Below are 15,835 nucleotides of genomic sequence, written 5' to 3' on the forward strand. Positions count from 1 at the left end.
CCGGGGACGGCCCGACCGGCGTGGCGGGTGGCGGGTTCGCCGAAGGCCGGCAGGCCGGTGTGGTCTGCTGGGTGGCGCCGCATCCGCACCCGTCCTTCCGGGAGGCCCACCGGTGCTCCGCCGATCCGCCGCCGTGCTGCTCGCCCTGTTGCTCGGGTCGGCGCTGGGCTGCTCCTCCGACGTCTCCGACGCCACGGGGGAGCCCTCGAACGTCCTCACGTTCGGCTCCGCCGCCGCCACCCCGGCCGTGACCGTCCGGGCCACGGTGGCCGACGGCCTGGCGTCGCCCTGGGGTCTGCTCGTCCTGCCCGACGGCGACCTGCTGGTCTCCGAGCGGGACACCGCGCAGATCCTGCGCATCGCGGCGAAGGACGGGACGAGGACGGTGGCCGGCACCGTCCCCGGCGTGGTCCCCGGCGGTGAGGGCGGCCTGCTCGGCATCGCGCTGTCGCCCGACTACGCCACCGACCACCTGGTCTACACGTACTTCAGCACCGCCGGGGACAACCGCATCGCCCGCCTCCCGTACGACCCGGCGCAGCCGGCCACCCAGCAACTCGGCTCCGTGGAAGTTCTGTTGACGGGCATCCCGCACGGGCCGCGGCACAACGGCGGGCGGATCGCCTTCGGCCCGGACGGCCTGCTCTACGCCGGCACCGGCGACAGCAGCAACAGCGCGCTCGCCCAGGACAAGGCCTCGCTCGCGGGCAAAATCCTGCGCCTCGCCCCGGACGGCACCCCCGCCCCCGGCAACCCGTTCCCGGGCTCGCCGGTCTACACCTACGGGCACCGCAACGTGCAGGGGCTCGCCTGGGATCCCCAAGGCCGGCTCTGGGCCTCGGAGTTCGGCCAGGACAACTGGGACGAGCTGAACCTGATCCGGGCCGGCGGCAACTACGGCTGGCCGGTCGTCGAGGGAGTCGGCGGCCGCACCGGGTACATCGACCCGGTGGTCCAGTGGCGCACCTCCGAGGCCTCCCCGAGCGGCATCGCCTACGCCGACGGCGGCATCTGGGTGGCCGCGCTGCGCGGCACCCGGCTCTGGCGCGTCCCGCTCGACGGCGACCACCCCGCCGGGGCCCCGCAGGAGTTCTTCACCGACGCCTACGGCCGGCTGCGCACCGTCGTCGCCGACCGGGACGGCACTCTGCTGCTGATGACCGACAACACCGACGGCCGCGGCGAGCCCAAGCCCGGCGACGACCGGATCCTGCGCGTCGCCGTGTCGTAGCGCGGCCCGGCAGCCCGGCAGCCCGGCGGCCCGGATGGCCGGGGCAGCCCGGCTGCCCCGTCACCCCGCCCTGCCGACCGCCGGGCTCGCCGTCACCTGCCGGTCAGCAGGCCCCGGACCAGCTCCGCCGTGGCGGCGTCCCGGGCGGCCGAGAACGGCAGCGCGTTGCCGCCCGCGAGGCGGAAGGGCGTGCCGGCGAGCGTGGTCTGGGCGCCGCCCGCCTCCGTGACGAGCAGCAGGCCGGCCGCGTGGTCCCAGGCGTTCTCCCAGCAGAAGGCCGTCGCGTCGAGCCTGCCGCGGGCGACGGCCAGGTACTCCAGCCCGGCGGAGCCGGCGCACGGCCGGGTGGTCACGCCCTCGGACCGCAGCCTCAGCAGGGCCCGCCGCTGCTCGGGCGCGGTGCGGTCCGGGCGCGAGGCGGCGATCTCGATCACCGCCCCCGGTTCGGGTGAACCGGCTTGCAGAGCAACGCCGTTGAGCCAGGCGCCGGCGCCCCGTACCGCGGTGGCGAACAGGTCGAGGGCCGGTGCGTACGTCCAGGAGGCCAGCACCTCGCCCCGGTCGGCCAGGGCGACCAGCGTGCAGAAGCCCGTCTCGCCGCGCACGAACGGCCGGGTGCCGTCGACGGGGTCGACGATCCACACCGGCCGGTCGCCCTCCAGCGCCGCGTACCGGGCCGGGTCCGCGTGCACGGCCTCCTCGCCGACCACGACCGAGCCCGGGAGCATCCCGGTCAGGGCCTCGGTCAGGTACTCCTCGGCGCGCCGGTCGGCGACGGTCACCAGATCGTGCGGGCCGGTCTTCGAGCTGATCTCGTCGGCGGAGAGGTGGCGGAACCGCGGCATGATCTCGGCGGCCGCCGCCTGCCGGACCACCTCCTCGACCCGGGCCGGACATTCGGTGAGAAAGCGCTCGTCGATCATCCGCCCATCAGACCATGCGCCCGGCCGGCCCGGCCCGGCGCAGCGCGGGGACGACCCGGCGGACGCGTTGTCAGAGTGTCCCGTTACGTTCCTCCCAGCAGTGATCAGCAGCTGGGAGGAGAGCGGCCGTGGCGTGGGTGGAAGCAGGAGTGGGCGGCTACCAAGTCGCGCTCGACGCGGAGGGCAAGGTGGTCTGCCGCAATGCGGCGGGCCGCCCGTTGAAGGCCGTCCCGTCGAAGCTGAACGACGATCCGGTGGTCACCGGGCTCCGGCAGCTCACGGAGTGGCTGGCCGCGCACCGGCGGAGCTGCCTCGACGACGTCGAGCGGTGGATGGTCCGCTCGCTGCCGGTGCCGGCCGCCGTGGTCACCGCCGTCTGGGCCGACGAGGCCTGGCAGGACGTCCTGCGGGACTTGGTGGTGACCGGCGCGGACGGTGAGGTCACCGGGTTCCTGCGCGGCGCCGACGCCGAGCGCGGGCTCGGCCTGGTCGACCTCGACGGCGACACCGTCCGCCTGACGGACGGCGAGATCCTGATACCGCACCCCGTCCTCCTGGAGGACTTGGACGAGCTGCGCGAGTTCGCGCTCGAACTCGGCGTCGCCCAGCAGGTGCAGCAGCTGTACCGGGAGGTCTGGCAGCGCCCGGCCGCCGCGGACGCGGCCGGCACCGAGACCACCCGCTACGCGGGCGGCCGCTACCGGGAGCTGCGCGAACTGCTCGGCCGCTGCACCCGGCTCGGCTACCGGGTGCGCGGCGGCCACGCCGTGCTGCCCGTGGTCGAGGGCGGGGCGGCACTGGAAGCCCGGGTCTGGGTGGGCGACTACTACGAGTACGACGCCTGCGAGACGGGCGCGCTCAGCTGGACGGGCCCGGACGGCAAGGTGCTGCCGCTCACCGAGGTCGGGCCGGTGGCCTGGTCCGAGGGCATGCGGATGGCCGCCGCGCTGCACGCCGGCCGCACGATCGAAGGGGAGGAATCCGCATGACCACCACCACCGGCCTGCCGACCGCCGCACGCACCGGGGCCGCCGCGACGGAGGAAGCACCCGCAGGCACCGCCACCGGCGCGGGCCGCACCGTGGACACCGGGCTGAGCGAGCGCCTGCTCGACGCCGGAGCGGTGCTCCCGGCCGGCACCCTGCCCGGCGCCGGGCAGCCCGACAGCCCCGCCGACGTGCTCACCGCCCGCAGCTACGCCCACCCGGTGCTCGACGGGCGCCGCATCGTCCGCCTGGTGCCGGGCGCGCTCGGCCCCGCCGAGGACCTCGCGGTCGAGTTCCTCGGCCTGAAGCCCGCCGCGGAGCCGGCCGAGGTCGGCCAGGTCCGCCAGGAGGCGCTCGGCTTCCCCGCCTGGGCGCTGGTCCACGACCCGGCCAACGGGCACCACGCGCTGGCCCTGGTCAAGGAGATGGAGCGGCTCGCCCGGCAGGCCAAGTCCAAGCCCGGGAACGCCAAGGACGGCTTCGACGAGCTCGCCGTGCGCCTCGGCCGCGCCGTGCCGCACTTCCTGCCCACCTTCTGCGAGGAGGTCGGCCGGATCTTCCTCGCCCAGGGCAACCAGACCTACGCCGCCGGCTACTTCGGCAAGGCCCGCGAGGCCGAGCGCACCCACAGCCTGACGGTGGACGAGGAGCGGCTGCGGGCCGTCTTCCTGGAGTTCGCGCTCGCCGGCGCCCTCACCGTCAAGTCGCTGCGCCAGTACGTCAAGGAGCTGAGCGGCCGGCTCGACCCGCTGACCGCCTGGCAGCGCTTCCGCCAGCTCTGCACCGAGCGTTCGGCGGCCGGCATGGCGCCCTACGCGGGCGTCGCCGAGGACGCCCGCGCGCTGATCAGGGCCGCCGGGCTGGACCGCGCCGAGCACGAGGCGGCACTGCTCGCCGAACTGCTCGCCTCGCCCGCCGTCGACCGGGCGCCCGGCGCGTTCTGGAAGTCCTGGCACGGCGCGGTGGTCGAACTCGGCCGCCGTGACGCCGCCGTCCGCGCCCGGCTGCTGGAGCTGCTGCCCGACCCGGCCGGCAGTGGTGACCAGAACGCCCAGGACGCGGCCTGGCTCGCCGTCCTCGCGGAGAGCGGCGCCGAGCAACTGCTCACCGGCGCCACCGAAGCCGGGGAGCCCGTACCCGGGGAGCCCGCGTCCGGCGAGTCCGCGTCCGGCGGCGCCGAGCCGGCCGCGGCCTGGCTCCAGCGCTGGACCGGCCACCTCGGCCGCGGCTGGCGCAACCACGGGATCAGTGCCGAGACGATCGCCCTCGTCACCCGGATGGCCGGGCGGCTGCGCGCCGACGGCGTCCCGGTCGACCTCTTCACCGGCCGCCGCGACAGCACCACCCGGATCGAGGTGCTCGACCTGCTGCTCGCCGAGGGCGTCCCCGTCGCCGACCCGGCCGCCGGCCTCTCCCTCGACCTCAAGGGCTGGGTGCGTGACTGCGGCCCCGGCAGCCGCACGCTCGCCGCGCTCGCCGCCGACCCGCGCTTCCGCCCCGTGCTGCGCGCCGCCGTCGCCGGTGCCTGGGACGCCGCCGAGACCAAGCAGGTGCCCGCCCTGCCGGTACTGCGCGAGCTCTTCGTCGAGTGGTCCGACGAACGCGCCGACGAGCTCTGCGCCGCCCGCGGCCTGGCGACCGCCGCCGCCCTGGTCCAGTCGCTGCGCTCCGCCCGGACGGCCGTCCGCGCCGAGAACCCGGCCGCCGCCGAGCGGATCGCCGGCCTGGACGTGGCCGGCCTGCTCGCCCGGACGCTGCGCAACGGCATCCTCGACGAACTCGGCTGGCCCGCCCTGGAGGAGGCGCTCGGCCGGCTCGGCGTGGAGCGCGACGAGGCCCCGGGCGGCCCGGCCGGCCGGAACCTCCCCGAGGGCCTGCACCTGGAGGAGGCCTGGCCGCACCTGATCCTGGCCCGCGGCACGGAGGCCCTGGTGGTCGGCCCGCAGGGCATCCTGCTGGAGCACACCCTGCGCATCCCCGACCCGCTGGAGCGGTGGCAGCGGCCCAGGCTCCGCTACGTCGACGGCGAACTGCTCGTCGCCTGGTACCGGGAGGGCAAGCAGCACGCCTACTGGTCCGGCCGCCCCGCCGAGACCTTCGAGCTCGGCGGCGAGACCGTCGTCCGCTACTACGGCGGCGACGACGCGCCCGGCGACCCGTCGCTCCCGCTGTCCGGCGGCGGGCGCAGCACCGGCGAGCGCCCGCTGCACGCCGGCGACACCCGGATGCCCCCCGAGCACCCGGTGCTCGGCGACGGCACCGGCCACTGGACCGTCCGGCACGGCCACAACGGCGCCGTCCTGACCGAGCTGGACCCGACCACCGGCACCCTCGGCCGCGCCGCCGAGCCGCCCCGGATCGCGGCCACCGCGGCGGCCGGCCGGCTGAACGCCGACCGGGCCAGGCTGCTGCCGATGCAGCCCGGGCTGGAGGCCAGCCCGCTCGGCACCGACGGTGCGGCGCTCGGCAGCTGGGTCCGGGTCGACGGAGTCCGCGTCACCACCGGGACCGCCGACGGCTCCACCTTCGTCCTGAACGGCACCGGCACCTTCCACCGGAGGTTCCCCGCGGGCCGGCTCACCCTGCCCGGCGGCGGCCACCCCCTGGTCGTCGAGGACCACGGCGCCCTCACCCTCGCCCTGCCCGACGCCACCCCTGCCGCCGCCCCGGCCGGTGCCACCGTGGTCGGCGAGGACACCGTCGGCCTGCGCGTCTGCCGCCCCGGCGGGCTGGACGCCGCCGGTACCGCGCTCGTCCCGCCGCTCACCCACTGGCACGCGCTGCGGCCGCGCGACGAGGAGGGCTCGCACCTCCTGCGCGCCCTCACCGACGAGCAGGCCGCCCGGCTGATCGACGCCGCCTGGCCGGTGGACACCGAGCCGGTCGCCGCCGACGAGCAGCGCTGGCTCACCGTCCAGGGCACCCGCCGGCTGCTCGCCAACGGCAAGAAGGCCCGCCACCGGGTGCCCGTCGCCGCCGTCGGCGAGGCCCTGCCGGGCATCGGCCACCCGCTGCTGCGCGCCGGCGTCGCCGGGCACGCCCGGGCCGCCGTCGACCTGCTCGACCGGATCGCCCGCTTCCTCCCGCAGCCCGAGGCCGAGGCCCGGGCCGAGGCCGGCTCGGCCGGCCGGCCGGCCGAGCACCGGCCCCGGCACGGCACCGACGCCGAGCTCCACGAGGCCGTCACGCTCCTGCTGCCCGGCGTCCAGGGCTTCGGCCGCAGCTGGGACCGGTCCACCAACTGGCGGGTCCTCAACAACCTCCGTGCGGTCTCCGCCGTCGTCGCCGCACCGCCCGAAGCCACCGGCGACGGCTGGACGGCCCCGCTGCGGATCGCCCTGCACGGCGAGGAGGAGCACCACGGCTGGCTGCACCTGCTCGGCCGGCTCGGCACGGCCGCCTACGGCGCGGCCGCGCCGCTCACCTCCGCGGAGGTGCGGGCGTCGATCGCCGTGCTCTTCACCGAGCTGGCCGACTCCTCGTTCGTCGACCGCGGCGCCACGGTGCGCGAGATCCTGCTGACCGAGCCGCTCTTCGCCACCGCTGCCACCACCAACACCGGCTCTGCCACCGACGGCCGCAAGCACGAGGCGCGGGCCGGCCAGGTCTGGCGGCACGGCGACCGCACCGTCGTCATCCTCGGCTGCCGCCACCACGAGGACGACCGGGCCCACTGGCTCGCCGTCGACCACGACCCGAGCGGCGCCTTCGGCCCGGTCGCGCACTTCGGCGGCTCGGCCGAGCGCGTCGTCCGGGAGAGCCGCTCCGCCGACTGGCTGCGGAGCTTCGCCGGCCTGCTCACCGAGCGCGGCGCCCTCACCCACCGGGCCGAGGCCGCCGCCGACCTCGGCGCGCGCACCGGCATCGGCACCACCCGCGCCACCCTCCTGCTCAGCCCCACCACCGCCCTCGTCCAGTGGTACGGCACCCCGCTGCCCGCCGAGCAGCTCAAGGAGTACGGCCTCAAGGCCGCCGAGGCCCGGGCCGCCCGGGACTGGCTCCGCGGCCGCGACCGCACCGGCCTCGCCGAGGCCTGGGCCGCCCTGGTGCCCGCCGACCCGGCGGCGCTGTGGACGGACGGCCCCGACACGGTGGCCGGCGCCCGGCGCTGGACGGAGCACTTCGGACAGCTCGTCACCCTCCCCGAGGCGGCCCAGGCGACGGTCAGCGGCGCGAGCGTCGAGCGCATCGAGGAGGTCCTCAACGCCCCCCGCACCACCTGGCTCCACCGCACCACCCGCCACGCCCTCGCCCCCGGCAAGGACGACGGCGCGCTGCGGCTGCTCCCCGACGACCCGGCGGGCCTGCCCGACAACAGCGCGATCAGCCAGACCGTCGAGGCCCTGCGCTGGCTCGCCTACCACCTGCCGCACGAGGGGCCGCTGCGCCCGCTGCTGCCGCCGGCCGTCGCCGCGTTGCGCGCCCGGCTCACCGACCCGGAGCTGCTGCTGGACTTCGGGCTCAGCCACACCGCCAAGGGCAAGCTGCTGACCCCGGTGCTGCGCGCGCACTTCGGGCTCCCGGCCGAGGGCGGCGCCGACCCGGACGGGCTGGTCCGCTGCGGCGAGGCCCTCGTCCTCGCTCCCAACAGCGACGGCCAGGAGCAGGCCTGGCTCCGCCCGGCCGGCCTCACCGGCGCCGAGGACCCGCTGCTGCCGCTGCTCGACGGACTGGCCGGCAACTACTGGTTCAGCAGCGAGTGGCCGGCCCTGGCGACGGTGCTCGGCGACGAACTGGACCGGCTGATCGCCCTGCCCGCGCCCGCCGCCGGGCAGACCGCTGGCGGGCAGACCGCTGCCGGGCAGACCGTCACCGGGCAGACCGCCGCCGGCGCGGCGGACCCCGAGGTCTCCTGGCCGCACCACCCGGTGCTCAGCGTGCCGGGTGTCGTCGCCGACGTCGCGAAGGCGTACGGCCTCGGCGAGGACGCCGCCGCGCTCTACCTCCAGCTGCTCGCCCTGCCCGATCCGACCGACCGCAACGTCGCCCGGTGGACGGGCTGGAAGCCCGCCCGGCTGAAGAAGGCCCGCGCCGAACTCGCCGCGGCCGACGGCCTGGTGCTGGAGGCCAAGCGAGCCCGGGCCGGCCGCACCCTCTTCCTGCCCGGCGGCTGGCAGGAGGCCAAGGCCCCCGGCCTGCCGGTCGAGACGTGGAAGGCCGCGCTGTACAGCCTGCCCACCCACCGAGCCGTCCTGCCGCCACTGTCCGTCCCGGAGCTGTTCGCCCGGGCCTGGCAGCGCGTCACCGACGGGGACGTGCCCGGCTACGAGGAGCTCCGGACCGGCAAGCGCAGGAAGGCCCGCACATGAGCACCGGCAGTACCGGAAGTACCGCCGGCACCGGAAGTACCGTCACTGCCGCCCCCGACGCCGCCGCCGCGACCGCGGCCGGCCCCGCCACGACCACCGAGGACCGCACCGTGCGCCAGATCGTCCCGCCGGAGGAGAAGTACGCCGCCGAACTGGAGTTCCTGGCCGCGTACGACACCGGCCCCCGCCCGCCGGGTTGGCGGCTCACCCCGCGTGCCGTGGTCACCTTCGTCCGGGGCAGTGACGGCGAGAAGCTCAAGGCGGGGCGGAAGAGCCTCGTCATCGAGCAGAAGTTCGTCGGCGAGCGGGCGCTGGTCGAGCGCTGCGTCGTCACCCTCGCCGGTGAGCGCGGCCTGCTGCTCGTCGGCGAGCCCGGCACTGCCAAGTCGATGCTCTCCGAGCTGCTCGCCGCCGCGGTCTGCGGCACCAGCGCACTGACCGTCCAGGGCACCGCCGGCACCACCGAGGACCAGCTCAAGTACGGCTGGAACTACGCCCTGCTGCTCGCCAAGGGCCCCAGCCGGGAGGCCCTGGTGCCCTCGCCGGTGCTCACCGCGATGACGGCGGGCGCCGTCGCCCGGGTCGAGGAGGTCACTCGCTGCCTGCCCGAGGTGCAGGACGCCCTGGTCTCGCTGCTCTCCGAACGGCGCATCGCCGTACCGGAGTTGGCCGGCAGCCCGGACGGTCAGCTGCACGCCGCCGCCGGGTTCACCCTGATCGCCACTGCCAACCTGCGGGACAAGGGCGTCAGCGAGATGTCCGCCGCGCTCAAGCGGCGGTTCAACTTCGAGACGGTCGGCCCGATCGGCAGCCTCGCCGCCGAGGTGGAGCTGGTCCGCCGTCAGTCCACCGTCGCCGTCGCCCGGGCCGGTGCCCCGTACGCGGTGGACGACGCGGTGCTGGAGGCGCTCGTCACCGCCTTCCGGGACCTCCGCACCGGTCGTTCCACCGAGGGCTGGGACGTCGAGCGGCCGTCCACCGTGATGAGCACCGCCGAGGCCGTCTCGGTGGCCACCGCCCTCGGCGTCTCGGCCGCCTACCTGCCCGACGGCGGGGACCTGCTCGCCCGGCTGCCCGGCCAGCTGATCGGTGTCGTCCGCAAGGACGACCCGTCCGACGCCGCGCGGCTGCTCGGCTACTGGGACGGCCCGGTCCGCCGCCGGGCGGAGCAGGGCGCCGGCACCTGGCGCACCCTGTGGGACCTCCGCGCGGCGCTGGAGGCCTGAGGCGATGACGACGAGCAGCGCGGGCACGCCCCGCGGCGCGACGCCCGGCGACCCGGCCGGCCGGCCCCACACAACCGGCGGACCGGACACCGGCGGACCGGACAGCGGCGGGCCGGACACCGGCGGACGGGGCGGCGGCGACCGGGCCGGCCGGTCGGACGGCGGTGACCCGCGCGGTGCGGTGACGGAGGAGGCGGACCGGCTGGCCGCCTCGGGGGCCCGCACGCCCGGCCCGTACCTGATCGGGGTGCGGCACCACGCGCCCTCGCTCAGCGCGGTCGTGCCCGCACTGCTCGACGCCGCCCGGCCCGATGTGGTCCTGGTCGAGCTGCCCGCCGAGTTCCAGCCCTGGCTGGGCTGGCTGGCCGACGACGCCACCCGGGCCCCCGTGGCGCTCGCCGCCGCCCCCGGCGGGCCCGAGGAGCGGGGCGGCGGTGCCTCCGGTCTCGCCTTCTACCCCTTCGCGGACTTCTCCCCGGAGCTGGCGGCACTGCGCTGGGCCCGGCGCAACGGCGTCGAGACGGTGGCCTGCGACCTTCCGCTCGCGCACCGGGGGCAGCCGCGCCGCCCGGCCGACCGGCCGGGCGAGGACGGCCCCGACGTCGCCGAGGCCCAGGCCGGCCCCGGCGTCGCCGACGCGCTGCGCCACCGGCTCACCGGGCGGGCCGACGACGACGACCTCTGGGACCGCCTGGTCGAGACGGCCGCCCCCGGCTCCGCCCCGGAGGCCGTCCGGCGCGCCGCCCTGCTCGTCGGCTGGGCCCTGCGCCGCGACGCCGCCGACGGCCCCGGCGTCGACCCCTACGACCTGCGGCGCGAGGCCTGGATGCGGGCCCGGATCCGGGCCGCCGCGGCCGGCGGGCGCAAGGTCGCCGCCGTGGTCGGGGCCTTCCACGCGCCCGCGCTGCTCGACCCGGCGGACGCGGACGGCGGAGACCCCGACGCCGACGCCGACGCCGACGCCGTCACCGGTCCGGGCACCGCCACCGGCTCGGTGGACGAGCCCGCCCGGCTGCCGGACGACGGCCACGTCGTCTCGCTGATCCCCTACACCTACCCCCTGCTCGACGCCCGCTCCGGCTACCCGGCCGGCATCCGCGACCCCGAGTGGCAGCACACCGTCCTCGACGCCGGCGGCGACCCGGAGCGCCTCGCCGCCGCGCTCACCCACACCGCCGTCCGGATCTGCGAGGCCCTGCGCACCCAGGACCACCCCGCCGGCCCCGCCGACGCCCGGGAGATCGTCCGCCTGGCCGGAGACCTCGCCCGGCTGCGCGGCCTCGCCGCTCCCGGCCGCGGCGAACTCGTCGAAGCCGTCCAGACCGTCCTCGCCCAGGGCGAACCGCTCGGCCGGGGCCGGGCCGTCGCCCGCGCGCTGGAACGCGTCCTGGTCGGCACCCGCACCGGCCGGGCCGCTCCCGCCGCCCCGCGCAGCGGCCTCGCCCCCGCCGTCGAGGCGGTGCTCACCGAGCTCGGCCTCCCCGGCCCTGCCGACACCGCCGAGGCCGCCCCGCGGGAACTGCGGCTCGACCCGCTGCGCTCGGCCCTCGACCGCCGCCGCGAACTGCTCCTGCACCGCCTCACCGCCTGCGACATCCCGTACGCCGAGCCGGTCGCCGGCACCGGCGCGGGCGGCACCGAGACCCTCGGCACCCGCTGGCGCGTCCGGTGGACCCCGGCGACCGCCGCCATGCTCACCGTCGCCGGCACCCGCGGGGTCACTGCGGCCCAGGCGGCCGAAGGCGCCCTCCGGGAACGCCTGCGCCGCGAGGAACAGGCCGACGGCCCGACCCCCGGCGACGTCCTCGCCGGCCTCACGGCGGCCGCCGCCTGCGGGCTCCCCGCCCTCGCGGACACCCGGCTGGCCCAGCTCACCGCCGTGCTGCCCGGGGCGGCCGGCCTGCCCGAACTCCTCGACGCCCTCGCCCTCCTGGACCGCCTCCGCGCGGGCCACGTCCCCGGCCTCGCCCCGCACCTGCCGGGCGACGCGGGGGAGCCCGGCTCCGCCGAGCAGGCCGAAACGGCGGCCGGCGCGGGCGCCGCGGCCCGCGCCGGAGCGCTCGCGGCCGCGTCGGAGCTGCTGACCGTGGCGGCGGTGCGCCAGCTGGAGGGGCTGGGCGGATCGGACGATCCGGCCGACGCCCGCGCCCTGGTCGAGCTGGCCCGCCGCGCCGACCGCTCGGGCGGGCTGCGACTCGGCCACACCCTGGCCGAGCTCGCCGATGCCGGAAGCCCGATGGTCCGCGGCGCGGCAGGTGCGGTGCGGGTGCTGCTCGGGCAGGACGGCCCGGCGGCGTTCGGCGGCCGGGCGGCCTCCTGGATCGACGGCGCCACCGGCCCGGACACCCGGCAGGCGCTCGGGCGTTCGCTCGTCGGGCTGCTCACGGCCGCCGAGGGGCTCTTCGCCGCCGCGCCGGAGGCGCTGGAACCGGTGCTGGAGCGGATCACCACGCTCACCGACGCGGGGTTCCTGGACCGGCTGCCCGCCCTGCGCGGCGGCTTCGACACCCTCGGCCCGGCGGCCCGCGACCGGCTGCTGACCCTCGTCGAGGAACGCCTCGGCACCCGCCTGCGCGCCCTGCCGGACAGCGTCGCCCCCGCGCTGCTCGCCGACTGGGCCCGCGCCGACCTGGCGGCACGGGCCGCCCTCGGCCGCCGCGGCCTGCTCCCGGCGGCGGACGCCGGGCTCGCGGACACCGGGCCCGCCGTCCGCCACGACCGCGGCCGGCACCCTGACCAGAGCTCCGACCAGAGCTCCGACCAGCACCCTGAAAAGCGCCCGGACCACGACCGCGACCACGACCGCGACCACGTGCTGGCCCCGGCCGAGCGCTGGCGGCTGCTGCTCGGGCGGCCGGGCACCGCCGGCTTCGGCGGCCGGTCGGCCCGGCTGGCGACGGCCCTCGACGAGCTGTACGGGACGGGACACGGCGAGGGCTCCGGCCCGGGGCTGGACGGCCGGGGCGGAGCCGGCGGCAACCGCGGCGGCCGAGAGGCGCCCTACCCGGGCGTACGGGAGTGGGGCGAGGAGCTGACCGCGCTGTTCGGGCCGGGCATCCGCGAGGAGGTGCTGGCGGCCGCGCTGGAACACGGCCGGACCGATGCGCTGGAGGCCATCGACCCGGGCGCCGTCCGGCCGTCCGTCGACCTGCTCCGCGCCGTGCTCCAGCACGCCGGCGGACTGCCCGAGGCCCGGATCGCCGGGCTGCGGCCGCTGGTGCGCCGTCTGGTGGACGAGCTGACCCGCGAGCTGGCCACCCGGCTGCGCCCGGCGCTGACCGGCATCAGCGTCCCGAGGCCGAGCCGCCGCCCGGGTGGCGGGCTGGACCTCGACCGGACGATCCGGGCCAACCTCGCCACCGCCCGCCCGGCCGCGGACGGCCGCGGCCCGGTGATCGTGCCCGAGCGGCCGGTCTTCCGGACCAGGGCCCGCAAGGCCGCGGACTGGCGGCTGATCCTGGTCGTGGACGTCTCCGGGTCGATGGAGTCCTCCACCGTGTGGGCGGCGCTGACCGCCTCGATCCTGGCCGGGGTGCCCGCGCTGAGCACCCACTTCGTCGCCTTCTCCACCGAGGTGGTCGACCTGACCGAGCGGGTCGAGGACCCACTCGGCCTGCTCCTGGAGGTCCGGATCGGCGGCGGTACGCACATCGCGGCCGGGCTGAAGTACGCCCGTGAGCTGGTGACGGTGCCCTCCCGGACGCTGGTCGCGGTGATCAGTGACTTCGAGGAGGGCGGCCCGATCGGCGGGCTGCTGACGCAGACCCGGGCGCTGGTCGATGCCGGCTGCCACCTGCTCGGCTGTGCCGCGCTGGACGACACCGGGACGGCGCGTTACTCGAAGGCGGTCGCGGGCCGACTGGTCGCGGCCGGGATGCCCGTGGCGGCGTTGAGCCCGCTGGAACTGGCCCGCTGGGTGGGGGAGAAGGTCCGATGACGAGTCCTACGGGAACCGGCGGCAGCGCCTGGCCCGCCGTGCGGCCGGACGTGGTCGCCGAGGTGGTGGCGGGGCTGTCGGCCCGGCTGCAGAAGCGGCTGGACGGTGCGGCGGCCAAGCTGGCCGAGCGGCCGGTGGAGCCCTCCGGCGACGACTGGCTGGTCGCGGTGGACGAGGAGACCCGGCTGGTCCTGCACGCACCCGGCGGGGTGATCACCGACGCGGCCGGCGTGCGCTGCGGCTGCCTGCTCGCGCCCGCCTGCGTGCACCGGGCGGCGGCAGTGATGGTCTGCCGCCTCGCGGACGCCGGGCCCGAAGCCGGGCCCGAAGCCGGGCCCGAAGGTGGGCCCGAAGGTGGGCCCGAAGGTGGGCCCGACGCCGGACCGGGCCCTGCCTCGGCGGCCGGGCCCGCAGCCGCCGCCCCGGCTGCTCCGGCTACCGCGTCGGCCGCCCCGGCCGCCCCGGCCGCCGGCCCGACCGCCGCCGAGCAGGCGGCCGTCCGACAGCTCCACCGGGCGGCCGCCGCCGTCCTCGCGGCCGGGACGGGCGGGGCGGGCGCCGTCCTCCAGGCGGAGCTGCTCCGGGCCGGGCACCGGGCCCGCCTCGCCGGTCTGTACCGGCCGGCCGCGGCGGCCGTGGCGGTGGTGACGCGAGTCCGGGCGGCACGCTCGGGCGAACCGGACCACCGCCTCGCCGACCTGGCCACCGCCCTGCGCGAGCTGCTGGAGCTGACCACCGCGCTCGGCCCGGCCGGAGCGGACGAGGCCCCGTCGGCGGCCCGCACCGCCGAGCTGCGCGGCACCGCCCGGCAGGCTTATGCGGAGGCGGGCGGGCTGCGCCTGTACGGGCTGTTCACCGAGCCGGTGCTGACGGCCACCCATGCGGGTGTGCTCAGCTGGGCGGTGGACGCGACCGGGAGGCTGAGCACCGTCGCGGAGGTCATGCCGCACGCCGATCCGACGGCCGCCGCCCCGCAGGCGGTCGGCGCCGGGAACCGGGCCGTCCGGCTGGGGGACGCGCTGCTCAGCCACCGCGAGTTCGGCCGGGCCGGGCTGGCCGTGCAGGGGGCCACCAGGTCGGCGGCCGGGCGGCTCGGCGCGGGCGCCTCGGTGAAGGCCGTCCGGGCGTCCGGCGTGGCCTGGACGGCGGAGCCGGTCGCCGGGCTCTGGGCGGAGCCGCCGGCCGCGCAGGTGGCGCGGGCGCTGGCGGCGGCGGCGCTGCCGTACGAGAGCCGGCCGGCCGGGAGCGACCTGCTCTTCCTGGACGTCACGCTGCTCGGGGCCGCGCCGTACGGGCCGGCCGGGGTGCCGCAGCTGCTCGCCGACTGCGCCGGCCTGGTGGTCGCGCTGCGGCCCGCGCACGACCACCCGGGCCTGGCCCACCGGGGCAACCTGGCCCTGCTCGCGACGGCGCCGGGCCTGCGGCTCCGGGTGGTCGGCCGGCTGGAGCGTGCGGCCCGCCCCGAGCTGCGCCTGCTGGCGATCGGCACCCCGCCGGGTGGCCCGGGGGCGGGCGAGCCGGCCCTGGCCCTGCCGGGGGACCGGGCGGACCGGGTCAATCTGGGCCTGGAGCGGATGCAGACCGCGGACCTCACCCTGCCGGCGGACGCAGCGCCCCCCGCCCCTGTACTCGCATCGCCGCCCGCAGCTCCTGCCGGGCCCCAGGCACCCCAGGCACCCCAAGTGTCCGAGCCACCCGAGGCGCCCGTGCACCTGCTCACCCGCCGGGTCGAGCAGGCGGTGACCGGCGGGCGGCAGGCGCTCGCGCTGGGGGCCGGGACGTCGGCGGCCGACGCGGTGCAGCTGCGGGCGGCCGGCCTGGCCACGGGGGCGGCCCTGTTGGACGGGTTGCGGGCGACGGCACAGGCCCGGCCGCGGGATGTCTTCGGCCGGGTGGTGGCGGACGACCACGACGCGTTCGCCGCTGCCTGGCTCGCCGCGGCCTGCTACGGCGAGGAGCTGGCCTCGGCGCTCTGCGCGGGCGGCTGGGCGCGGCAGGAGTGCGAGGAGGGGCAGGAGGGCCAGGCAGTACCGGCGGCGCGGTGACCGGAGCCATGGCGGGCGGGCATGGCAGGCATGAGAAGAAGTACTTGCACAGGCAGGTAAACGGCGCCGAGTGGCATACTTGACGGACGGGAGACGTCGGACCGGCCGGACCGGCACGGTCGTCGCACCGGGGTCGGGACGGCGAAGCCCCGGTCGGACACGGGACCGGTCCGGGCAA

7 protein-coding genes are annotated in these 15,835 nt (G+C 77.8%); 6 read left to right on the forward strand and 1 reads right to left on the reverse strand.

All coding sequences use genetic code 11. The features are described from left to right. Positions 1–112 precede the first annotated feature (112 nt). Positions 113–1,231, forward strand: coding sequence for a PQQ-dependent sugar dehydrogenase (locus OH807_RS32525; RefSeq protein WP_406206242.1), 1,119 nt, complete (start codon positions 113–115; stop codon positions 1,229–1,231). A gap of 92 nt (positions 1,232–1,323) precedes the next feature. On the opposite strand, the gene OH807_RS32530 is transcribed toward OH807_RS32525, so the two are convergent. Then, positions 1,324–2,154, reverse strand: coding sequence for an inositol monophosphatase family protein (locus OH807_RS32530; RefSeq protein WP_406206245.1), 831 nt, complete (start codon positions 2,152–2,154; stop codon positions 1,324–1,326). Between the two features lie 128 nt (positions 2,155–2,282). Here OH807_RS32530 and OH807_RS32535 point away from each other — a divergent pair, with 128 nt between their 5' ends. The 5 genes from OH807_RS32535 to OH807_RS32555 are packed head-to-tail and all read left to right on the forward strand — an operon-like array spanning position 2,283 to position 15,657. Next, positions 2,283–3,143, forward strand: a complete 861-nt coding sequence (locus OH807_RS32535) for a DUF4132 domain-containing protein (RefSeq protein ID WP_406206248.1) — start codon at positions 2,283–2,285, stop codon at positions 3,141–3,143. Further along, the gene (locus OH807_RS32540; protein ID WP_406206250.1) at positions 3,140–8,449 is read left to right on the forward strand and encodes a hypothetical protein; all 5,310 of its coding nucleotides are present in this window, start codon (positions 3,140–3,142) and stop codon (positions 8,447–8,449) included. The genes OH807_RS32535 and OH807_RS32540 overlap by 4 nt, the downstream gene beginning before the upstream one ends. After that, positions 8,446–9,675, forward strand: coding sequence for an AAA family ATPase (locus OH807_RS32545; RefSeq protein ID WP_406206253.1), 1,230 nt, complete (start codon positions 8,446–8,448; stop codon positions 9,673–9,675). Before OH807_RS32540 ends, OH807_RS32545 begins: the two co-directional genes overlap by 4 nt. A 4-nt stretch (positions 9,676–9,679) precedes the next feature. After that, entirely contained in the window at positions 9,680–13,612 is a 3,933-nt protein-coding gene (locus OH807_RS32550; protein ID WP_406206256.1) for a DUF5682 family protein, read from the forward strand. After that, positions 13,609–15,657: a hypothetical protein gene (locus tag OH807_RS32555; protein WP_406206259.1), complete on the forward strand. Its 2,049-nt coding sequence runs from the start codon at positions 13,609–13,611 to the stop codon at positions 15,655–15,657. Before OH807_RS32550 ends, OH807_RS32555 begins: the two co-directional genes overlap by 4 nt. Positions 15,658–15,835: the final 178 nt, after the last annotated feature.

The organism is Kitasatospora sp. NBC_01560, assembly GCF_045208415.1.
GTDB lineage: Bacteria > Actinomycetota > Actinomycetes > Streptomycetales > Streptomycetaceae > Kitasatospora.